13 protein-coding genes are annotated in these 24,193 nt (G+C 42.3%); 10 read left to right on the top strand and 3 right to left on the bottom strand.

Features of this window, described 5'->3' with window-relative positions; translation table 11 throughout:
* Positions 1-89 precede the first annotated feature (89 nt).
* The 3 genes from Q0502_RS03085 to Q0502_RS03095 form a co-directional block, all read right to left on the bottom strand.
* Complete coding sequence (locus Q0502_RS03085) at positions 90-1,016, bottom strand: FecR family protein (protein WP_298647002.1); 927 nt, start codon at positions 1,014-1,016, stop codon at positions 90-92.
* Between the two features lie 407 nt (positions 1,017-1,423).
* Positions 1,424-1,960, bottom strand: coding sequence for an RNA polymerase sigma-70 factor (locus tag Q0502_RS03090; protein WP_298647004.1), 537 nt, complete (start codon positions 1,958-1,960; stop codon positions 1,424-1,426).
* Between the two features lie 177 nt (positions 1,961-2,137).
* The gene (locus Q0502_RS03095) at positions 2,138-4,129 is read right to left on the bottom strand and encodes a glycoside hydrolase family 97 protein (RefSeq protein ID WP_298647007.1); all 1,992 of its coding nucleotides are present in this window, start codon (positions 4,127-4,129) and stop codon (positions 2,138-2,140) included.
* Between the two features lie 737 nt (positions 4,130-4,866).
* Between Q0502_RS03095 and Q0502_RS03100 the strand changes: the two genes are divergently transcribed.
* The 10 genes from Q0502_RS03100 to Q0502_RS03145 are packed head-to-tail and all read left to right on the top strand — an operon-like array spanning position 4,867 to position 24,148.
* Entirely contained in the window at positions 4,867-5,979 is a 1,113-nt protein-coding gene (locus Q0502_RS03100) for a glycoside hydrolase family 130 protein (RefSeq protein ID WP_366521743.1), read from the top strand.
* A gap of 55 nt (positions 5,980-6,034) precedes the next feature.
* Positions 6,035-7,411, top strand: a complete 1,377-nt coding sequence (locus Q0502_RS03105) for an IPT/TIG domain-containing protein (protein WP_298647010.1) — start codon at positions 6,035-6,037, stop codon at positions 7,409-7,411.
* An 18-nt stretch (positions 7,412-7,429) separates the two neighbouring features.
* A complete protein-coding gene (locus Q0502_RS03110; RefSeq protein ID WP_298647013.1) occupies positions 7,430-10,522 on the top strand; it encodes a TonB-dependent receptor in 3,093 nt (1,030 codons plus the stop codon).
* 19 nt (positions 10,523-10,541) lie between these two features.
* Positions 10,542-12,542: a RagB/SusD family nutrient uptake outer membrane protein gene (locus Q0502_RS03115; RefSeq protein ID WP_298647015.1), complete on the top strand. Its 2,001-nt coding sequence runs from the start codon at positions 10,542-10,544 to the stop codon at positions 12,540-12,542.
* Positions 12,543-12,558: 16 nt separating this feature from the next.
* Positions 12,559-13,626 (top strand): DUF4361 domain-containing protein, encoded by a 1,068-nt coding sequence (locus tag Q0502_RS03120; protein ID WP_298647018.1) that lies wholly within the window; start codon positions 12,559-12,561, stop codon positions 13,624-13,626.
* A 23-nt stretch (positions 13,627-13,649) separates the two neighbouring features.
* Positions 13,650-15,062, top strand: a complete 1,413-nt coding sequence (locus tag Q0502_RS03125; RefSeq protein WP_298647020.1) for a DUF5005 domain-containing protein — start codon at positions 13,650-13,652, stop codon at positions 15,060-15,062.
* Between the two features lie 25 nt (positions 15,063-15,087).
* Positions 15,088-17,730 (top strand): alpha-L-rhamnosidase, encoded by a 2,643-nt coding sequence (locus Q0502_RS03130; RefSeq protein WP_298647021.1) that lies wholly within the window; start codon positions 15,088-15,090, stop codon positions 17,728-17,730.
* Positions 17,731-17,789: 59 nt separating this feature from the next.
* Complete coding sequence (locus tag Q0502_RS03135; protein ID WP_298647023.1) at positions 17,790-19,175, top strand: SGNH/GDSL hydrolase family protein; 1,386 nt, start codon at positions 17,790-17,792, stop codon at positions 19,173-19,175.
* Positions 19,176-19,211: 36 nt separating this feature from the next.
* A complete protein-coding gene (locus Q0502_RS03140; protein ID WP_298647025.1) occupies positions 19,212-21,770 on the top strand; it encodes a glycoside hydrolase family 38 C-terminal domain-containing protein in 2,559 nt (852 codons plus the stop codon).
* A gap of 11 nt (positions 21,771-21,781) precedes the next feature.
* Positions 21,782-24,148 carry a GH92 family glycosyl hydrolase gene (locus Q0502_RS03145; RefSeq protein ID WP_298647038.1) on the top strand — a complete coding sequence of 789 codons (2,367 nt, stop codon included), beginning with the start codon at positions 21,782-21,784 and terminating at the stop codon, positions 24,146-24,148.
* Positions 24,149-24,193: the final 45 nt, after the last annotated feature.

Consider the following 24,193-nt stretch of genomic DNA (forward strand, 5'->3'; position numbering starts at 1 on the left):
GTTGCAGCGCCTGCCGGTCTTTTTTGCTTTCTGTGATAATTCAATCGTTTATCTCATTCATCATAGGCTTTTCATTTTTTGGATGGTGTTTATTTTATGTAAACTATCCCTGTCTCCTCGTCTCTTTCATAGGAGAACCGGATGCTTTTTTGCAGGACTCTTAAAGCATAATCCACTCCATCGGACTGCCGGAATTTTCCGGTATAAGTATGTTGGGGTAGTTGCTCTGTATTGATCTGAATTTCTACGGCAAAATATTTTTCAAATGTGAGAAGAATCTCTTCCAGCTTTTTGTCGCTGAATGCGATCAGTCCTTTGCGCCAGAGATACTTATCGGTATCGGAGATTGGGGTGATGGTAATCTGATTGTCAGTCATCACACCTATTTCGTTCGGTCGTAAAGAGGCCAACTTTGCCTCATCCCTGTAAATCTCTACACTGCCTTCGAACAGACTGGCCTCGAAACCTCCCTGTTTTGAATAGGCTTCCACATTGAATGATGTTCCGGTTACCTTAATATCTCCCGGGGCCGTTTTTACCACGAAAGGTTTTTTATCGTCTTTACTTACATCGAAAAATGCTTCCCCGTCTAAATAAACAGTCCGGTTTTTTTTAGAGAATTCCGAAGGGTAGCGGAACGTACTATTGGCATTCAGCCAGATGTCGGTATTGTCAGCAAGGATCAGGTGGATGCGCTGTCCTGCGGGGACAACAAGCGTATTATATTCTTCAGGCGTGTTACTTTCATATATCAGGGTGCGCATATACAATATACTCACAATAAGGAGTAACAGAACAGCGGCTACCGTGCCGATACCATGCCATGAAATAGTTTGTTCTTTTCGGTTCGGCTTTGAGATATCGGGAGAAGTGAGCAATAGTGCATCGTATATTTTACGTTCCTGCATGAAAGTGATTTTGTTCGCTTCGGAAGCTCCCATCCATTGCCTGATCTGCTTTTCTTCTTCAAAGCTCGTATTACCTTTAAAAAAACGGTATAGTAAATCTCTGTTCATTGCTTAAAAATGTTCTTATATATTATATAACATTTCAGCATTCAATTACCCTAAAAGAATGAATAAATTTTTTTAAATTATACAGGGTTTGTTATATGCGCTTATTTACTTTTGTTTCATATTATTATCCTTATTCTATTTTTTATTTGGAAAAACATAGAGGTTATGTTTCTTCTGTAGATAGGGTTATCTTTTCTGGATAGTATGGAAAAAGGTATTTAATTAAAGGGGAAAAACCGCTGAGCACAAGGGCCTGGAATTTTTCACAGAATGATATTGATTACATTCCGTAGGACATAAAGAGAAAACATAGTGGCAGTATAGAGAAAAAAGATTTTGTCCGGATCAATGAGGATAACGCCCAAATGGGGGTGGGCGGAGACAATCCATGGGTGTGAATAAGTCTTTTACATAAAATCTTTCAACGAGTCACGCAGCAGGTCGAGGGCTTTCGAGATGTGATATTCTACGGATTTTTGGCTGAGATCCATTTTTACGGCAATCACATTATATGAAAGCCCTTCGACGCGGCTCATCAGAAATATCCGTCGTGTTTTTTTCGGCAATTGATTCAATGTGGAGTCGATGATTTGCTGTATCTCTCCCGAAAAGAAAAAGTCGGGATCGCACGCTTCCAACGTACTGATCTTTGTCCGAAGCATCCACTCGGAATGATCTCTTAACGCTGAGGCTACACGTTGCTGTACCTGCTGGTGTTGCAGATGGTTCAGACATTTGTTTTTAATGATGGTCATGATGTAGGCCAGTGGGTTGGTGTCCGGCGACAGATCTTTCCTGTTCTCCCAATAACTTGTAAATGCTTCTGAGGCAAAATCCTCGGCAACGGATTTGTCTTTTACATATCCCACCGCAAAACGAACAAAGCGGGAGTAGTATTCATTGAACAATTGATTAAATGCTTGTATGTCGGAATACCTTTCCATTGGGATACACGAACTCAATTTGAGATGATTTTATCGCAGTGTCGATTGGTGGATTGACATGTTTGGTATGAAACCAACATGATTAAAATAACCTTTCTTGTTGTACGGACGATCAACAACAGGGATATCTCTCCGGTTTTCTTATCGGAGTCTTTTTACATGCTTATGATGGAACAATTATTCCACCTTTTCCAGTTTTATGGCGAATCCGCCGCCCGGTGCCAGATGAACTGAAAGGGTTTCTCCCGAATGGATCCGACGGGTTTCCCACACATAATCGATCCCTTTACGATGGGCATTTGCGCCGTCGCGGAAAAGCGTTACCCTATAGTATCCTTCCGGAAGGAAAGAGAGGTCGATTTCCATATCACGGCTTTCCCAGTTCGTAATGCCGCCGATATACCAGTCATTCGCTTTGCGGCGTGCGACGGTAACGTATTTTGCCACTTCCCCGTTCAATGCTACCGACTCATCCCAAACGGTAGGAATTTGTGAAATAAATTCAAGGGATTCCGATTCCTTCATGTAATTGCTGGGACTGTCGCAGAGCATATTCACCGGTGATTCAAACACAACGTACAACGCCAGTTGGCGACAACGGGTTCCCTGGCTCATCGGCTCGGAGTTAATAGGTCGGTAATTTCCTTTCGAGGCATTGCGCATGGCACCTTGCGTGTAGTCCATAGGTCCGGCCGCCATCCGGATAAAAGGAACCGTTACGTCGTAGGTCACCATATCGACCGACTCAGGCGACCACTTCAATTGTTCCAACCCGAATACTCCTTCGAAATTCAGGACATTGGGATAGGTGCGTTGCAGTCCGGCGGGTTTGTACATCCCATGAAAATCAAGGATCAGCTTATACCGTGCAGCCGTTTCCGATGCCCGGTAAATAAAATCCACCATCTGTTGGTCGTCCCTGTCCATAAAATCCACTTTGAATCCCTTGACGCCCATTTCCGAATAATGCCTGCATACGTTTTCCATATCGCGGTCGAACGCCCAGTAACCCGCCCAGAGGATGATGCCTACATTGCGTTGCTTCGCGTAATCGACGAGTTCCTGCAAATCGATCTCCGGTACCACTTTCAATAGATCCGCTTCGAGGTTTACGGCCCATCCTTCATCGAGGATCACATATTCGATGCCGTGTTCCGACGCAAAATCGATATAATATTTGTACGTCTCATTATTTATACCGGCTTTGAAATCCACGCCGTAAACATTCCAGGTATTCCACCAATCCCAGGCAACCTTACCGGTTTTTATCCATGACGTATCGTCTACACGCGACGGAGAAGCCAGTTTGTATGTCATATCAGACACGGCTAGTTGTTTATCGTCCGTAGAAACAAGGGCTACACGCCAGGGAAACTCTCTTGAACCTTTTATATTGGCGATATATCCCTCGCGTTCCTGCACGCGTTGCTGTAACTTATTATGTCCGCCTTGTTCCGTTTTGGATGGATAACCGGCGAAAACGCCCTGCAACCCGGCTACGGTATCAGTGCTTTTCCTTAAATACATTCCCGGATACGACTCCAGGTCGACTTCCGTGATACACACCTTTTTACCATTATTTGCTTCGACAAGAATCGGTAAAAACATAAGTTTCTCAGAATCTATTCCGGAAACGGGAGTATGGGTATATGTGTTTTCGAAAGAACTCTGGAAAGGATCTTTGGCATCCTCCCGCACATAAGGAATAAAAGCATTGAAATCCGAAGGAAAACGGAATGCCACTTCTTCCGATTTTACCTGAAATGGTATTTTCTTCCGGCTAACGAAGCGATAGGCCATTCCGTCGTCATACATTCTGAATGTCAATCCCCAATCACCTCTGAAATGAATGGTGAGTTCGTTATATTCCTCTTTAATTGTTGCTGATTTACTGAAAGGCGATGAAATAGTTCCGCTTTTTTTATTTGTTTTGCTGTTCTGTACCCTGGCTTTTTCACCCCAGACCTCTCCCGATGCCAATGTCATGGAAATAGGCGATGTGTCTATCAACAGGTCGTTCTCATGCGTTAGGGTGTAACTAATCGCCTGGTCTACGGTTATATTCACTTTTAGTTTATTATCGGGTGAAGACACGGAAAACTGTTTTTGAGCGTGGCTATATCCTGACATACAGCAAAAAAGAACTACTATTATAAGAATCTTTTTCATTATGTATTTATTTTCAGTTTATGAATGCTATTTTTTGAAGCAGATGAGCTTTAGGTGCAAATATAAATAATAAAGTTTATAAACACTTTATTTTTTATAATAATAGGGGATCTTTATTTTAGCAAAAAAGATGAAAAAATGATGAATTTTGTGTTTTTAGATTTTTTTTGGGGTGATTTTTGTTCCTTTATACCCATAATTTCAGGCTTGTTTATTTCTAATCGATTTACTATGATAGCTAGCAGGTTATTTTATAAGTATATTTAATTCAATTATTTATGTGTTTTTTCATTTTAAGATCATTTACTTTTAAGCTTACTTTATATCAGAATAGATATTTTTCCTCTTTATATTTGCAAGACCATATTTAATAAGTTTATGGAGTATCATGAGTTCATTAAAGTTAGATGTTATTCTACTATTTCAAGTTTTATGGTGTACTATTTCAAATGCTTTAGACTATTTGAGTCGCCTTCGCTCCTCGATTGTTAATTGAGTCGCCTTCGCTCCTCGATTTTCAATTCTACGTTCGACAATGTAAATGAATTATTCTGCTTTTACTTAACGAAATAGTTGCCTGCTATGGCATAGCATACGCAAACTTATTCTCTGCCTGTTAGCTTATCACAAGCATTGCATACACCGGAGTAAAAAGTAAACTAATATAAATAAACTAATTTAAATACCTATATACATTCAATATCGATAAACTTAAAGATCTAATGATGAGGTGTATAATGATCAAAATATGCATACTGACGGCGGTCGTTTTCGCATCCATTTCATGTGGCAGTGCGGAAAAGGATTATGAACCTTCCTTTCCTTTAGGTGAGTTTATCCGCCCGGTGTCGGTGAATCCCGTTATTTCACCCGATCCCTCTTCTGTTTTTTACTGCCCCATGAATGGGAGTGAAGTTCGCTGGGAGGAAAGCGATGCTTTTAATCCGGGGGCGGTTGTGAAAGAAGGGAAAATATATGTTTTATACCGGGCGGAAGATAATTCGGCTACGGGTATAGGTTCACGCGTATCAAGGATAGCGCTGGCCGAATCTACGGACGGATTGTCAATGGAAAGAAGAGCAGCACCGGTCCTGTTCCCTGATAACGACAATAACGCGAAGTATGAATGGCCCGGAGGATGTGAAGATCCCCGTATTGCCGTTACTGAGGAGGGACTGTTCACTCTTTTTTATACCTCCTGGGATAGGGAAGTGGCACGGCTGTGCGTGGCTACATCTACGGATCTTATCAATTGGGAAAAACATGGCCCTATCTTCGCGGAAGAGTATGACGGCCGTTTTCTCAATACATGGTCAAAAGCTTCGAGTATTTTAACCACGCTCAAAGATGACAAGTTAGTCATCAAAAAAATAAACGGTAAATATTTCATGTATTGGGGGGAATATGTGATCTATGGGGCTACTTCCGATGACCTGGTAAACTGGACTCCCATATTGGACAAAAAGAATGAATTAAAAATACTGATGGAACCGCGGAACGGCTATTTCGACAGTGATCTGACAGAATGCGGCCCCCCTGCGATCTGGACCGAAAAGGGGGTCATCTTATTATATAACGGAAAAAACAAAGTAGGGGAAGGGGATCCCAATTATGTCACCAATGCTTATTGTGCCGGCCAGGCCCTGTTCGATGCCCATGATCCTACGAAACTGATCACAAGACTCGACAAACCTTTCCTGATTCCCGAAGAGGATTTTGAGAAAAGTGGGCAATATCCTGCGGGAACTGTATTTATAGAAGGCCTGGTCTATTTTCAGAAGAAATGGTTCCTGTATTACGGCAGCGCCGATTCTCGCGTTTCGGTCGTTGTGTGTGATCCATTTATATAGAGGTTTTAACTAGACTGTATTAAAAACACAACAAAAACTCAAAAAACAAAACATCATGAAAAAAATGAAAGGAAGTAGGCAGATGTGCATCTACATTGCCTTATGCTTCTTGTTATTTTCTATTACTTCGTGTAATGATGAAAGTGACAATGAAGGTACTGTGGGACATGACCCCCGTTTACCTATTGTGGTGGATTATTTTTCACCCACAACTGGAGCCCGATCAACTCAGATAATATTGTATGGCTCAAACTTTGGCTACAATACGGACAGTGTAAAAGTATTTTTTAATGAAAAGGAAGCACCTGTGATTTCGGCGAAAGGAGATAAACTTCTTGTTTTAGCGCCACGATTACCGGGAGAGAATTGCAGGATAAAAGTTCGTATAGGGGGTCAGGAGAGCATATTTAAAGATGAATTTGACTACATTATCCAGACAAATGTTACTACGGTAGTAGGTGGTGATAGAGGATCTACCTCTTTTCCGGTAGGTACTGTCCCATTATCTGAAGCCCAATTTAATAATAATATGGAAAGGATTATCCAAATTGACTCCGAAGGGCAGATATACTTTTGTATTCATGTCGGAGGGGATAAGGATCATGTTTATGTAATAAACGAAGAAGTGGAACGACTAAGGCTGATAGATAACGATGCAGGTGCGTGGTTAAATTCCAATTTTGTCAGTTATGATATTAAAAATGACCAGATATTCCGGTTTCAGGCTAATATAGGCAATAATGAATATTGGTTCTATGATAAAAGAAATGACTTTGCCAAGAACATGGCTGGAAGAGCTGAATGGGAAGGCGAATCTATGGCACCCGGCGGTTGGGCAGATTGGAGCGCGAGACAGAGTTGTGCCATGCGACCAAGTGACGGCCAATTTTATTTCAGAATAAATGGAGGAAGTTTCGCCAGTTTAAACCCTATAACAGGAAAAGGGAAAAATATCACGGGAAGACATACTAATCAAGGATTTGGTACGAAAAGCGGAACCTGTAGAGGAATTGCTTTTGACCCGACAGATGATAATATCTTATACTTTTCAGTGGATGAAAGACATTGTATTTACCGATACGACTTTGTTACTGATGAAATAACGGTTTTCGCGGGATCTGAGAATGGAGAAGCCGGTTTTTATGATGGCGAAAGAAGAGAAGCCAGATTTGATCGTCCCAATCAAATTAGCTTTGATAAAGATTATAACATGTACATTGCGGACCGGATGAATCATTGTATCCGTAAAATTGTAATGGGTACAGGCTATGTGTCTACTGTCGCGGGCATACCCGGTGAATCCGGATACCGGGATGGTACCAATGAGGTGGCACGATTTAATGAACCGGTAGGAATTGCTGTAAATAATGAAGGTGTAATATACATTGGCGATGCTGTAAATCGTGCTATTCGTCGTATATCAGTTGAATAATTTGTAAATATTTATATTATGTACATAAATAGAATAATAATTTTTACCTTATTGCTTCTGTTTTCCTTTTCAACTCTCATTGCACAAGAAGAAAACAAATTTGTATTAAAAGGGATTGTCTATGATGAAATGAGTGAGCCTATCCCCGGAGCAAGCATATATATTAAAGATCGTCCGGGCATCGGTACGACCTCGGATATTAATGGAAATTTTGAATTAGGGGTTACCATGTATGATCAGATAATAATTTCATTTATAGGATATAAGCTGTATGAATATCGTGTAACTCAGGTAGTCTCGAATTTAGAAGTTCAACTGGAACTTGAGACTGAAACGCTGGATGAAGTAGTCGTTGTGGGGATGGGAACACAACGAAGGATTAGCTTGGCAGGTGCTATCTCTTCTATTGAGCCTGCTGAATTGGAAGTGCCATCTACCAATATAATTAATACCTTAGCCGGTCGTGTTGCCGGAATTATCGCGGTACAACAAAGCGGGGAGCCGGGTAAAAATATTTCTGAGTTCTGGGTACGCGGTATTGGTACATTTGGCGCGAATAGCGGGGCACTGGTTTTAATTGATGGTTTGGAAGGTTCGCTAAGTTCAATTGATGCTGCTGATGTTGAAAGCTTTTCTGTTTTGAAAGATGCGGCAGCCACTGCAGTTTATGGAAGTCGGGGTGCAAATGGTGTGGTATTGGTTACGACAAAAAAAGGTTTGGAGCAAAAGCTCAGAATTACAGCGCGTATCAATCATACTGTATCCCAATTGAAACGCTTGCCTGAATATGTGGATGCATATCAATACGCGCAGTTAGCAAATGAATCGGCGGTAGCTTCAGGTATCCCTTCTATATATAATGATACTGAATTGGAGATTATTAGGTATGAATTAGATCCGGATTTATACCCCAATATAAATTGGCAAAAAGAAATTTTGAATCCGGTCTCCTACCAGCAGACATACTATATCAGTGCACAAGGAGGTAGCTCTACTGCAAAGTATTTCACTAGTTTGGGAATGTCGCGAGAATCCTCAGCTTATAGAGCTTCTCAGGATAGTAAATATAATAATGGAGTTGGTTATAACACGTATAATTATCGCCTGAACCTCGATATTAACATGACAAATACTAGCAAGATTTACGTGGGTGTCACCGGCTTTCTGTCAGACAATACCCGCCCCAGTATGGGGAGTGATGAATTAGGTGTTAGTCTGACAGACTGGCTCTGGAGTTCACAGGCAAAAACTACTCCTTTATCTTTTCCTTTACGCTATTCTAATGGATTCCTTCCCGCATCAGACGAGGGAGATGATATATCTCCCTATGTCTTGTTAAATTATACAGGTAATTCTAAAGATAGGAATATAAATAATTTAGCGACTATAGCCGTTGAGCAGGATCTATCCTCGATCACAGAGGGATTATCCGCAAAAGTGCAAACCTCATTAAACAATATTAGTGTTTACAGGGATAGCCGTTACAAGATGCCCTCTTTGTGGATGGCGACCGGTCGCACACCTAACGGTTCGCTTATTATGTCGGAACGGGTACAAGAACGTACAGTAAATTACGCGAATAATTCCTCCTTTTGGAGGAGACTCTATATGGATGCCAGCATAAATTATGACCGCCTATTTGGTAATCATAGAATAGGAGGCTTACTGTTTTATTACATTGAAGACACCGCGGAATCAGGAGCCTCCAGTAGTATGAATGCTATACCGAGACGATACCAAAGTCTGTCCGGTCGTTTTACGTATGGCTTAAAAGATACCTATTTCCTGGACTTGAATTTTGGATTGAATGGGTCTGAGAACTTTCAACCCGGGAAACAGTATGGTTTCTTCCCTGCCGCTGCAGCAAGCTGGGTGCCAACCTCCTATGATTTTATGAAAGAATCCCTTAGTTGGTTGTCATTTTTGAAATTCCGCGCCTCTTATGGTGTTGTAGGTAACGACCGTATATCCGACAGGCGTTTTCCATACCTGACGATTATTGGACAGGAAAACTCTGCCAGAAACCGTTGGGGAGCTGTTGGCAAGCTAGATGAAAGTCAGGTCGGAGCTGACAACCTGGTATGGGAGAAGGCGGAAAAAATCGATTTTGGTATTGACTTTCACTTATTAGACGATAAGTTTAAAGCCACTTTTGATTATTTTATAGATAGGCGTGAAAATATTTTTCAGCAACGGACACAAGTCCCCGAGTTTGTGGGTGCTATCAGTCTTCCCTATGGGAATGTAGGAAGCATGAAAAGTTGGGGGGGTGATGGAAATATTGAGTTTCATCAAAAACTGGGAAGTGAATTATATTTGACACTACGGGGGAATTTCACCCTTGCAAGAAATAAAATCTTAAACTGGGAAGAGAACGAACAACCTTATCCTTATCTTGAAAGAAATGGTTATCCCCATGATGTAGAACGAGGATTGGTAGCCATAGGACTTTTTAAAGATCAAAGAGATGTTGAAATGAGCCCTCCTCAGTTTGGTACTGTTCGTCCCGGAGATATCAAATACAAGGATATAAACGGAGATGGGGTTATTACTGATGATGACAGGGTACCGTTATTCCCCAGGTCGGGTGTGCCGCAATTGATGTATGGTATGGGCGGTTCTTTACAGTATAAAGATTTCACGTTGAATGTCTTGTTAAGAGGAACCGGCCAAAATCACTTCTTATACGGCAATTATGATGGGTATATCCCTTTCAATAGCGGGCAGAAGGGTAATGTACTTAAGATTGCCTCGGATCCCAGGAACCGGTGGATTTCATCGGAATACAGTGGTGATCCTTCTACAGAGAATCCTGATGCACGGTTTCCGCGTTTGTATTATGGAAACAATGAAAACAACGCGAGAGCTTCCACGTTCTGGATGGGTGATGCCCGTTATCTGAGACTCCAGGAATTGAGTTTATCATACAGGTTGAACTCACGCTTACTACAGAATATGCTGAAAATACAATCTATGGATATCCAATTAATGGGTGAAAATTTGGCTGTCTGGGATTCAGTAAAGATATTTGATCCGGAACAAGCCCATAGAACCGGACAGGTATATCCTATTCCTGCACGATACTCCTTGCAATTATATCTAAATTTCTAAATAAATATAGTATATAGTTATGAAAAATACATTAAAATTTTCAATATGTGTGATGATCCTGAGTATTTTATGCTCATGCAACTACTTGAATGTAGACAGCTACTTTGAAGATACCTTTCCTGAAGATTCCATATTTGCCAACCAAGTCAACATTCAAAGATATTTCAATGCAGCAGTAGATTATCTTCCACGAGAAGGGAAAATATTCAAAGGCGGTAGTACACCGGGTGTTACAGGCTCAGATGAAGCGGTATCAGTTGAAACATATTCAAATGGCGTGGTCCCTGTAGCTTTTCCCGGAACAGAGTTAATGACTGATAAAGTTTCATTTACAACTCTGGGGGGCTGGGATTGGTCCTTCAATATTTGGGGAGAATGTTATAAAGTTATACGCAAAATGAATGTCATTCTATCGCGCCTGGATGAAGTGGAGATGAACAGCTTCGATCGGACGGAATTCAGAGCTAAGGTGCGTTTTGTACGCGCGTATGCATACTTTTGGTTAATCAGGAATTACGGACCGGTAATAATACTGCACGATGAAATTCTCGAAGTAAATGGTTCGCCGGCAGATTATCTATTGACACGTAATACATACGACGAGTGCATAGATTATATCTGCAGTGAACTTGAGTATGCGGCAGAAAATCTTCCCGTGAAGCAACCTATCGATTTGATCGCGAGTCCTACGAAAGGTGCAGCATTGGCATTGGTTGCCAGGTTGAGACTTAACGCGGCGGCTCCCCTCTTTAATGGAGGAGATGTGGCACGAAGATATTATGGGAATTTTACCCGTAAGATGGATGGTGTACATTACATATCCCAGGAATATGATGAGAAAAAATGGGCTATAGCTGCATTGGCTGCTAAAAGAGTGATGGATTTGAATCAATATGAGCTCTATACGGTTGAGGACGGGGGGGCATATGCTGAAAAATTCTTACCTTCTGGCGTTGAAGATTATCCAAATGGACCGGGAGGCATTGACCCCTATCGTTCCTATTCAGACAATTTCACCGGCGAAGCAATCGCAGCTAACAATCCTGAACTGATCTGGGGAACAACTGACAATATTGAAGAAATGACAGAATACGTCTTTCCCAATGGATATGGAGGTACGAATGTCCTTTGTGTACCTCAAAGAATGATTGATATGTACTATATGGCAGATGGGCGGGATATTTATAATTCCAGTGCCTTATATCCATATGAAAATCGCCCTTATGACAGGAATTGTGTCATTACAGACCCCGTCATTATATCAGATGGATTTTATGAATTACCTGCCGGAGTTTATAAATCGTATGCAAACCGTGAACCCCGTTTCTATGCTAATATCTCTTTCTCCGGTTCCAAGTGGTGGATGAGTTCCACAACTGAAAATAGCAGAAAAAATATAATTGTTGATTATTGGCGGGGTGGTAATGTGAGTATGAGCAATCCGTCAAATGGGAAGTACAATATTACCGGATACACTGCTAAGAAGTATGTGCATCCCAGGGATGCACGTAGTGGAAATGGAGCTATCCGGGTAACGAAAACATTTCCTATTATCCGCTATGCAGAAGTTCTACTCTCGTATGCAGAGGCCTTGAACAACCTGACAACCACCCATAATATCGATGGTGAGGAGGTTAGCCGTGACGTGGAAGCTTTAGCCGGCGCTTTTAATTTAATACGTTACCGCGCTGGTTTACCCGGTCTTACGGAAGGTGAACTGAACGATAGAAGCCAACTCGAAACGGTAATCCAAAGAGAACGGGCAATAGAATTGTTCTTTGAAGGACATCGTTATTATGATACACGTCGTTGGGGAATAATTGAAAACCTGGAAAGAGAACCCCTTACAGGATGCAATGTTGAAATGGGACAGTGGAATGGATATTACGCTCCTACAATCATTAATTACCAGACAATTAGGGAGCGTAATTTCCAGCCTAAGATGATCCTTTTGCCTATATCGAAAGATGAATTAAGAAGGGTTGCTACATTAGACCAAAATCCCGGTTGGGAGTATTAAATAAAAATCAAGCAATATGAAATACACTATTTTATTGAATAGAGCGAAAAGTGTCTTAATGGGATTGGTTATCCTGTCCACTTTTTCGGCTTGTGAAAAGATATTCCACGAGGAAGAACAATACCGTAAAGAAATATATATTGTAAGTGACAACAATAATGTTTTTGGTCAGGAATTTACTTTCGGAGAAGCAATTGACGGCTTCTTGTCTATATATGCGGCTGGTAATATATCCGTTGATAAAGACGTAAAAGTGTTGTTGGAGCGTAATGAGGCTATATTAAATGAGTATAACAAGAGAGTGAATGGGACCAATTACAGTGCCTATTCTTTGGAACTACCCGAAGATGCCTATTCATTACCGGATGGTTGGGAAGTAACGCTTACACCTGAAAATCCCTACTCGTTATTTCCTATTAGGGTGAATATAAATGATTTGTTGCCGGATGAAAGATATTACATTCCGGTCAGTATCCAATCGGTCTCTGATTATCAATTCTCCGAGAGAAAAAGTGATGTACTCTTTCGGGTCTTTTTCAAGAATGATTATGCTACTACCAAAACAGACACCTATTATTCAATGAATGGAACCATTCTCGACCTAAGAGAATATTTTGGATGGGGCGACTGTGGCACAACTGATCCAACCGTAGTCAATGCTACTAAGTTGGTCACACCTATTTCTGAAAATAGTATTCGTATTCTGCCGGCAACGATGAATAGCCGCGACAGAGGTGTATTGAACAGATCCGGGATTAAAGTTGAAGTCACCCAGGAAATTATTCAAGTTGATAGCCTGGGAGATGATGGTTTACCCACGGGTATTACCATCCCTTGTTATAAGGTGAATTTATCTCCTTACATGAATAGTAATTCCAGTGTGAAAATTATGGAAGCATCAGACGGTATCGATCAAAATAATCCAACTAAGTTGCCGAGTTACTACAATCCTAAAAATAACATGTTTGTTTTAAACTATTGCTATCGCATGCCTGATGAAAAATTCGCGTTTGATTTTTTTGGTAACAGAGTGGAGGCAGATAAGTGGCACAAAGTGAGAGAAGAGTTTGTCAGATTAAAGTAACATAACAATTAAAAGAAGAAAAGATGAGAAGGAACTATATAAAGTTATTTTGTATAATTTTGACTTCAATCATCGTTCTGGGGTGTAACGACTACGATATTACACCGGTAGAGTACGATGAGAATGCGAAAGAAAAAATTAGTGAAGAGCCTATTGCTCCAAACATAAATCCGGAATGGAATTTAGTTCCCATTCGCAACATTGGACAGAATGCAGACGGTGTATTTGTTTATAAGGATAATAAATACAATCAATTATTTGAACGAACCACCGGTTGGAATGGAGGTGATGGCGTTTTGACAACAGAACTTCCCGGAGGAAATATTTTTTGGTCCTTCAATGACAGTTTTTATGGTCGGGTTAACCCTGAAAACAGATCACGGTATAGTTCAAATTTCCCGCGAAACAATATCATGATTCAGAAAAACGGGGGTGAAACTCCTGCAGATCTCGTGTGGCTCGCGGATTATATCAGCACTGATCCCGATTCAGAAAGATATTTTCAGGCGAGGACCCATATCCGCCATCCTTGGGCATCTTTAAGTGAGGAACAAATCCAAAATGGTGAAATTGATTCAGATTATCTTTATTGGGCAGGCGATGCTACTGTAATTAATAAAGAAGGAACAAATAAACTTCAAGTACTATGGGGCGGTGTAGACAAAGACATGAATCGTGTTAGTACATGTTTAGCGACTTACAATTTGAGTGGAAGTATGCCCTCTGATTACTATAGCGGTTTAAATATTCCTGATTATGTCCCTCATACGGGTGATTATATGAATCTTGAAACGGTAGACCATGACTTCATGCCGGGCAACTCAACATATGGTTCAACAATCCTCGAAGGAGTAGAAGATGATAACCATATTTATTTATACACTTCGACTTCACAAGGTCCAAATCCGAGCGATAAATTGGATCAAAAAGTTGTGTTGGTTGCACGTACTCAGACACGGGATTTGTCAAGTAAATGGGAGTATTATATACGGAACCTGAGCGGCCAGTTCGGATGGCAGGATGATTATCCGACAGCAGATGAAATGATGCGTTCAAATATTCTGCTGAATAATGCAAGTTGTGAAATGCCTTGGATTTTTCATGATGGAGGTACCTACTACTTGGTTGCCCAGGCCGGATTTAGTGCACTTAATATGAAGATTTATCGAAGTGACACACCTTATGGGCCTTTCAGGGATGAGAAGGTATTATTCTCATTGCCTAAAACAATAGATAAGATCGGATACCAATACTGGAACGCGCTTTATATGGTCAATTTACATACAGGTTTGTCGAGAGAGGGAGAATTGGTATTTTCCACGAACACCGATGCGCCTGACTTTTTTGACAATTTCAACGCGCCGGGTAGTGCCGATTATTATCGTCCTTATTTTTATCGCGTTTACAACTGGAAGAGTGTTTATCGGGATGAATAAATCCATATGATCAGCCCTGTCATTTATGAAAAGAATAATATTGACAATACTTTTGAAAGTTATTTTCTGTTGTAATCTCTTAAGCATTTCTTCAATAGATCTTGTCGATTTGCGGTGTGAGAATTTGGTAAACCCCAATGGAATTGATAATATCTCTCCACATTTTAGTTGGAAGATTCAAAGTAATACTCCAATGGAGCAACAGTATTATGAAATTCAAGTTGCTTCGGACAGTTTACCATTGATAAATGATCGGGCTGATTTATGGAGTTCTGCCAGAATTAAATCATCGGCTTCAGTGATGGTCCCTTATAAAGGAAGGGACTTGGAATCCCGTATGTTATGCTATTGGCGGGTTCGGGTGTGGGATAAAAATGGAAACGCTTCCGCATGGAGTCCTGTTCAACGTTTTGGCATTGGTGTTTTAGAAAATGATGAACTTAAAGGGGAATATATAGGGGTGGCTACCGGAGACGTCAGATCACCATTATTGAGAAAATCATTTACTCTCGATGAATTTGGCATAACTTTCCTTCATGTAAATTCATTAGGTTATCATGAATTTTATATCAATGGCAGGAAGGTCGATGATCATGTATTATCTCCGGCAGTATCTCAATTAAATAAACGTTCGTTAGTAGTTACTTATGATGTAACACCTTATCTGCGTCAGGGACAGAATGAAATTATTCTATGGTTGGGACAAGGATGGTATAAGAGTACTACTTTTGGTGCAGATCATGATGGGCCGGTAGTGAAGGCGGAAATGAATACCATGCAAAATGGGAAATGGGAATCAATTCTTGTTACGGATAATACATGGACCGGGCGCGAAAGCGGGTATTCTGATACCGGAACATGGCAAGCCCTTCAATTTGGGGGAGAAAGGATAGATGGTCGTTTGCTCCCTGATAATCTTATGGAAAAAGGATTGGATGATTTGAGCTGGGAGCCTGTCAAAATCATTCAAATACCCAATCACAAAATCTCTCCACAGATGTGTGAGCCAAACAAAATACAGGATGCACTCATCCCTAAGAGTATAGAAGCATTGGGTAATAATTCCTGGCTGGTTGATATGGGAAAGGTACTGACAGGATGGTTTGAATTGCGTATTCCTCAGCTGCCTGAAGGGCATGAGATAAGGGTGACTTACAGTGATTATATGACCAAAGAGGGATACATTGAGGAACAGGGTGAGAGCGATGTTTATATCGCTTCCGGCAAAACCAATGATGTGTTCTGTAATAAATTCAACCACCATGCTTTTCGTTATGTGAAAATAACCAATCTGCCAATAAGACCTTCGAAAAATCAGATAAAGTCTTATCTCATACACGGCGATTATCAGTCGGCCGCTACTTTCAGGTGCTCCGATAATGAGTTGAACGCCATACATGATATGGTTAGTTATACATTGCGTTGCTTAACTTTTAGCGGCTATATGGTAGATTGTCCCCATCTGGAACGGACCGGATATGGTGGGGACGGTAACTCTTCAACACAGGCTTTACAAATAATGTATGATGTGTCTCCTACCTACATGAATTGGATGCAGGCATGGAAAGACGTAATGCGTGAAGGGGGTAGTTTGCCTCATGTAGCTCCCAACCCCGGTGCAGGTGGTGGCGGCCCCTACTGGTGCGGATTCATCGTGTTGGCTCCCTGGAGGACTTATGTGAATTATGGTGATCCTCGTCTATTGGACCGTTATTACAACACGATGAAGCAATGGCTGAGTTATGTGGATAAATATACGGTAAATGGACTGTTAAAACGTTGGCCGGATACCCCGTATCGTGATTGGTATTTAGGTGACTGGCTTGCACCTGCAGGAGTAGATACCGGCGCACAGTCTTCCATAGATTTGGTTAACAATTGCTTCATTAGTGAATGTTTAAGTACATTACAAAAGATTGCTACCACTTTGAACAAACAAGAAGAAGCCAGAGAATTTGCCGAAAGAAAAACTAAATTGAATCGATTGATCCATAAAACTTTTTATGATCCGGAGAGAAATGTTTATTCCACAGGTTCGCAACTTGATATGTCTTATCCCATGTTAATAGGAGTTGTCCCTGAAGAGTTATATGATAAAGTGAAAGGAGAATTAATAGCACGTACGAAAGAACAATATAATGGTCATCTGGCGGTAGGTTTGGTTGGAGCACCCATTCTCACAGATTGGACTATCCAGAATAAGGAAGTTGATTTTATGTATTCGATGTTAAAACAAGAGGATTATCCGGGCTATTTATATATGCTCAACAATAATGCTACCACCACATGGGAGTATTGGAGTGGAGAACGCAGCCGCGTACATAATTGTTATAATGGAATCGGCAGTTGGTTCTATCAGGCAGTAGGAGGTATTAGGCTTGATGAAGAAAATCCGGGCTATCAGCACGTATTTATTGAACCTCAAATTCCGGACGGAGTCACATGGGCACATACTACAAAGGAATCACCTTATGGGACAATCGTTGTGAACTGGGAAATAAACGATAACAAGCAGAATATGTATGTAGTTCTGCCTGTAGGAGTACGGGCAAATGTAGCCATACCCAATAGAACTCTCCGTTGTATTGTTGATGACAGGGAGATTGATTTTGATGGACAATCTTTAGCATTGCGGACAGGTACTTACAAAATTCAATTCGAATTTTAAGAACAAGTTTATGGAAGTTAGTCATTTGGAATATTTACTTAATGGAAGGATTTGATATAATGAAGAAATTTGTAGTCTTATGCTTTTGTTTATCCCTCATAGTGGATAGCATATACTCTCAGGCTATTCCTGTTTTCAAAGAAGGGGAAAAGGTTGTTTTTTTGGGAAACAGTATTACGGATGGAGGACATTATCATTCATTCATCTGGTTGTATTATATGACAAGGTTCCCGAACAGGGATCTGCGTATCATGAATGCGGGCATTGGCGGCAACACGGCCCTTGATATGTATAAACGCTTGGATGCGGATGTCTTCAGTAAAAATCCTACGACACTGGTCGTTACATTCGGAATGAACGATTCCGGATATTTTGAGTATAACGGGGATGACGGTGCCAGCTTCGGGGAAAAAAAATACCGGGAGACCTATGAAAATTTTAAACTGATGGAAGAACGGTTGAAAGGACTTTCCGGTACGAAGATCGTAATGATGGGGAGCTCTCCCTATGATGAAACTGCAAAGATCGAAGACAATACCGCACTGAGAGGGAAAAATGACGTGATGCAACGTATCGTGGCATTTCAGAAGAAATCAGCGGAAGAGAACAACTGGGAATTTCTGGACCTGAATGCCCCTATGATAGCAATTAACCGGAAGTTCCAGGCGAGTGATCCGGGATTCACTATTTGCGGTCTTGACCGTATTCACCCTGAAAATGACGGACACATGGTGATGGCTTACCTTTTCCTCAGGGAGCAGGGATTGGATGCCAATGCGGTAGCGGACTTTGAGGTCAATGCATCCAAAAAATCAGTTGCCCGATCCGAAAACTGCGAAATATCCAATGTAAGGGGAAACAGAGGGACGCTCTCTTTTGATTACCTGGCTTATTCGTTGCCCTATCCGTTAGATACGGTCCCACGCGGTTGGAATGCAAAAAAATCACAAGCCGATGCGATAAAGTATATACCGTTTATGGAAGAAATGAACCGGGAGATAATTAAAGTCACGGATCTGGAGAAAGGTGATTATAAAATGTTCATTGACGGAGAAGAGATCGGGGTATGGTCGTCCGGGGATTTGAGCAAAGGGGTGAACCTGGCGGCAGAAACAAAAACGCCGCAATACCAGCAGGCTTTGTCGATTATGCATCTGAATGAAGTGCGTTGGGAGATTGAGAGGAATTTCCGGGATTACGCCTGGATACAATTCGGCTTTTTTCAGGAGAGGGGATTGTTGTTTGCCAATAACAGGGCATCGCTTGAAGCACTTGATAAGGAAACGGGTAACAACGGATGGCTGAGAATGCATAGGGAGAACTACGCCCGGATGATGCATCAGTCGTTTCGTGAAATACGGCAAGCGGAAATAGATATGATCGTTTCGGAGATCTATGGGATAAATCAACCTGTAAAGAGAAAGATAGTTCTGGTAAAGACCTGATTTGTTTGTATGAGTGTGTAAGAGGAAAGGAATGGTATGGCATTTGGAAATTTGAACCGGAAGTATAGGTTATCTATCTTTATTTTGTTGTATGTTTTAATAGTGAAGGCTCCTGCTCTGTCACAAACCGCCTGGTTCGCGGATGGTTATCATGGTGGTGTGTATGGCCATTACCCGCAGTGGCAGGCGCGGTTCATGGTAGAGCAGTTGGAGAAACATCCTCACTGGGCGATCAACCTGGAGATCGAACCTGAGACCTGGGATACCATCAGCGTGACCGATGCGGAGAACTTCAAAGCGTTCCAGGCATATTTTGAAAAAGAAGGCACGTCGGGGCGTATCGAGTTTGTAAACCCGACCTGGTCGCAACCATACTGTTATAACATATTGGGCGAGAGCATCATCCGGCAATTCCATTATGGTATGGCAAAGACCCGGGAATATTTTCCGGGCGCCTCTTTCCTTACTTATGCCGTGGAAGAGCCCTGTTTCACGAGTAGTTTACCGCAGATCTTACAAGGTTTTGGCTTTCAATACGCGGTATTGAGAAACCCCAATACCTGTTGGGGAGGTTACACCAGCGCTTTTGGAAAAGACCTGGTAAACTGGATCGGACCCGACGGGACTTCCATTCCGGCTGTACCGAGATATGCTATTGAGGAGTTATCCACGGAATCTACCTGGCAGACCGAGTCGTGGACCAATTCCAACCGTTTCATCGAAAAGTGCTTTGCCAATGGTATACAATACCCGGTAGGGATGTGTTTTCAGGATGCGGGATGGAACGGAGGCCCTTGGGGCAGTGAATACAAACCTACACACTATACTACCTGGACCAACTATTGTGAAATGATCAAAGGGAAGGTGGAGCCTGAGGACTGGCATTTCACCCAGGAAGATATCAAACCGGGACTGGTGTGGGGGGCACAGGTAATGCAGGAAATTGCCCGGCAGGTACGCGTGAGCGAGAACCTGCTCGTCACGGCAGAAAAGATGGCAGCGATGGATTATCTGTTCAACCGTGAAAGTTGGCCGGAAAAGGATTTTGCCGAAGCATGGAGGACGTTGATGCTTGCCCAGCACCACGATTGCTGGATCGTTCCTTATAACGGCAGGCCGGGAGATACCTGGGCCGATAAAGTAGTCCGGTGGACCGATGCCACAAACCAGATTGCATCCGATAAGATATCAAATCTCTTTGACGGTACGGACAATCCTGCATACATCCGAGTGTATAATACGCTGGGGTCGGGACGAAAGGAAGAAGTGACCCTGATTTTACCGAAGGATATTCGAGGCCGGGAGGTGGCAGTCCTCAACATTCAGGGAGAGCCTGTTCCTCATCAACTATCAGAAGATGCTAACGGTGATGTGAAACTGTTCTTTGAGGCGTCTGTCCCGGGAATGGGTTATGCTACTTATCGGTTGATATGCAGCGACAAGAAACTACTCTCTGAAAGAGATACTAAGCTTTCTTCAGAGAAACTCACCATAGAAACAGACTACTATTCGGTAATTGTTGATCCTGCGCATGGTGGTACGATCACAAGCCTGATTGATAAAAAAAACGGGAACAGGCAGTTGGTACAAAGCGGGAAATATCTGAACGACCTGAGAGGCTTTTTTTATCAGGAAGACAGATTTCATCAGGGGTCTGAAAACCGGGCTATGGCCTCGATCATTGAAGAGGGGGAGATATTTACCCGGATAAAGGTTGAAAATCAGATTGCGGGGCATAGCTACTCCAAACTGATCACTTTTTATAAGAACAATCCCCGCATCGATTTCGCCTTGCATATCGATTGGAATGGACAGCCGGGAATTGGCGCGTATGATCAAAGCGATGATTATGAAGCCACCGACCGCAATAAGGCGTTCTATAATGATGATTATAAACTTCATCTGCGTTTCCCGTTCAATGATATAGGCCGGAAGATATATAAGAATGCACCGTTTGATGTCACTGAAAGCCAGCTTGACAATACACTTTATTCAAGCTGGGACAGTATCAAACACAACGTGATCCTGAATTGGGTAGATATTACCGGAAGGGAGCGGGATTACGGGGTGGCACTGTTCTCAGACCATACTACGAGTTATCTGCAATCCGACAGTTTGCCGCTGGGACTGACCGTTCAATATACCGGCAGGGCTTTATGGGGAAGGAATTACAGGATCCATAGACCCACAGACATACGGTATGCGCTTCTGCCTCATTCCGGCGACTGGGAGAGGGGAGAAGTGGAAAAAGCGAGCGGCCAATGGAATGAGCCCATGGTCGCGCAACTTACATCATCTTCTACTGAACTGCCGGAAAGATCCATACTCGAAACGGTCGGTGACAATCTGGAGATATCTTCCATGACCGTAGAGAGCGGCCATCTGCTTATTCGTATCTATAACACTTCTTCCCGGGAGATTCTGCGGGAAGTAATCTGGAACAGTAGTGTGGGAAAAATAGAACAGGTGGACCTGAAAGGTGATCTTATCCGTGAATTGTCACCCGCCTATAAAGCCGATGGTCGGTTAATCACAAAAATAACAATACCCCAATTCGGCTTCGTGACATTGCGGTTAATTGATGTGCAAATCTAAAATTGATGATGATGAATAAATATTACCCGGTAATACTCTTGTTATTAGTGTGGACACACTTTTCCTGCACGAATAATAATAAAAGCGAGGATGATTATGCCTCGCATGTGAATCCTTTTATCGGCGCAAGTACGAGTGTGGATGCTGCTGGGGCTTACCACGGCCTTGGTAAGACCTTTCCCGGGGCTGCTACTCCTTTCGGGATGGTGCAGTGTAGTCCCAACACGATTACCGGAGGTGATAACGGATCGGGTTATAGTTATGAACATACTACCATAGAAGGGTTTGCTATGACCCAGTTGAGCGGTATTGGCTGGTATGGTGATTTGGGTAATTTCCTGATCATGCCTACGACCGGTGAACTGAAAACGGTTGCCGGCACTGAGGCAAATCCTGATGATGGTTATCGTTCCCGTTATTCGAAAGAGAGTGAAATTGCATCGGCAGGTTATTATTCCGTGCTTTTGGATGACTATAAAATAAAAGTGGAGGCTACTGCAGCCACACATAGTGGTGTTTACCGCTTCACTTTCCCTGAAAATCCACAATCACGCGTTCAAATTGATCTGGCACGGAGGGTTGGTGGAACATCCACGCGACAGTTTATAAAGATGGTTGACGATCATACTATCGAAGGATGGATGGAATGTCCTCCTGAAGGAGGTGGTTGGGGAAATGGTGACGGTAAATCCGATTACACTGTTTATTTCTATGCACAATTCAGCAAGCCGCTCGAAGATTATGGTTTTTGGAATGCCGAAATCCCGGATGGTATGTCGCGTAAGCGGGAAGTTGTCACATCAGATGCATATCGGGAATTGGTGTCCAATGCCAATATAGAAAACGGAGTAACCGGGATAAAAGGCAAACACTTGGGATTCTTTACCAATTTCGCATCCCAGGAGAATGAAGAGGTTATACTCAAAGTGGGTATTTCATTCGTGGATATTGAAGGAGCCAGGCAAAACCTGGAGAAGGAGATCCCGGATTGGGATTTCGACCGGGTACATCAGGAGGCGTATGATGCGTGGAACAGCGCATTACAAAAAATAAAAGTGAAGGGTGGGGATGACGACGAGAAAAAGATATTCTACACTGCCCTGTATCACACGATGATAGACCCGAGAACTTTTGAAGATGTGAATGGTAATTATATCGGAGGAGATGGCGAGATCCGTCAATCTGATAATTTCACCAAAAGAACCGTATTTAGCGGGTGGGATGTGTTTCGTACACAATTCCCCTTGCAGACACTGATCAATCCTACACTTGTAAACGACATGGTCCAGTCGCTTGTCACGCTTGCGGAGGAGAGTGGCAAAGGTTACTTTGAAAGATGGGAGTTATTGAATGCGTATAGTGGCTGCATGATTGGAAATCCTGCCATATCGGTACTTGTCGACGCTTTCTTCAAGGGTATTGATGATTACGATATCGAAAAAGCGTATCAGATAGCGCTTAATACCAGTGAAAGGAGTGGCAACGAGAAGCTTGGTTTTACTGTTCGTAGTGATGCCCTCGATTCGGGAAGCGCGGGATATGCCGTCGGTGATTTTTCCATATCCAATACCCTTGAATTGAGTTATACCGAATGGTGTATGTCTCAATTGGCTGAGAAGTTGGGCAAGCAGGAAGATTATGGAAAATATCTTGCGCTTTCCAAAAGTTATAAAAATGTGTTTGATCCCGAGGTGGGTTGGTTCAGGGCAAAGAATGAAGACGGTACATGGAAAGAGTGGCCGGCAAGAGGCCGCCTCCGGGACGGGTACGGTACTGTGGAGAGTAACCCTTATCAACAGGGATGGTTTGTACCCCATGATGTGGAAGGGATGGTAGCATTGATGGGAGGTCGTGAGAAGGTGCTGGCCGATTTGCTTGAATTTTTCGAAAACGTGCCGGAGGATATGATGTGGAATGACTACTATAACCACGCGAATGAACCGGTACATCATGTTCCTTTCCTGTTTAACCGTTTGGGATATCCCTGGCTCACACAGAAATGGAGCCGTGAAATATGTCGCAGAGCATATAATAACAGCGTAAATGGCTTGGTAGGGAATGACGATGTGGGACAAATGTCGGCCTGGTATGTATTGGCATCTATCGGCTTGTATCAGGTTTGTCCGGGCGACTTGCGCTATGAAATTACCAGCCCCGTTTTCGAAGAGATAACCATTCAGTTGGATGATGACTATGCGTCAGGAAATTCATTTACAATAAAGACCATCCATAATTCTAAAGAAAATATCTATATTCAAAGTGTGAAGTTGAATGGAGAACAACTGCAGAGATGCTATCTCAATCATGAGGAAATTACTTCCGGAGGAATTTTAGAGATAGAGATGGGGCCGGAACCCAATCGGAATTGGGGGATATAATAAGAACTGAACTTTCACGTGTAGTTCTTGAAACACGTACGAAAC

The organism is uncultured Proteiniphilum sp., from assembly GCF_937873925.1.
Classification (GTDB): domain Bacteria; phylum Bacteroidota; class Bacteroidia; order Bacteroidales; family Dysgonomonadaceae; genus Proteiniphilum.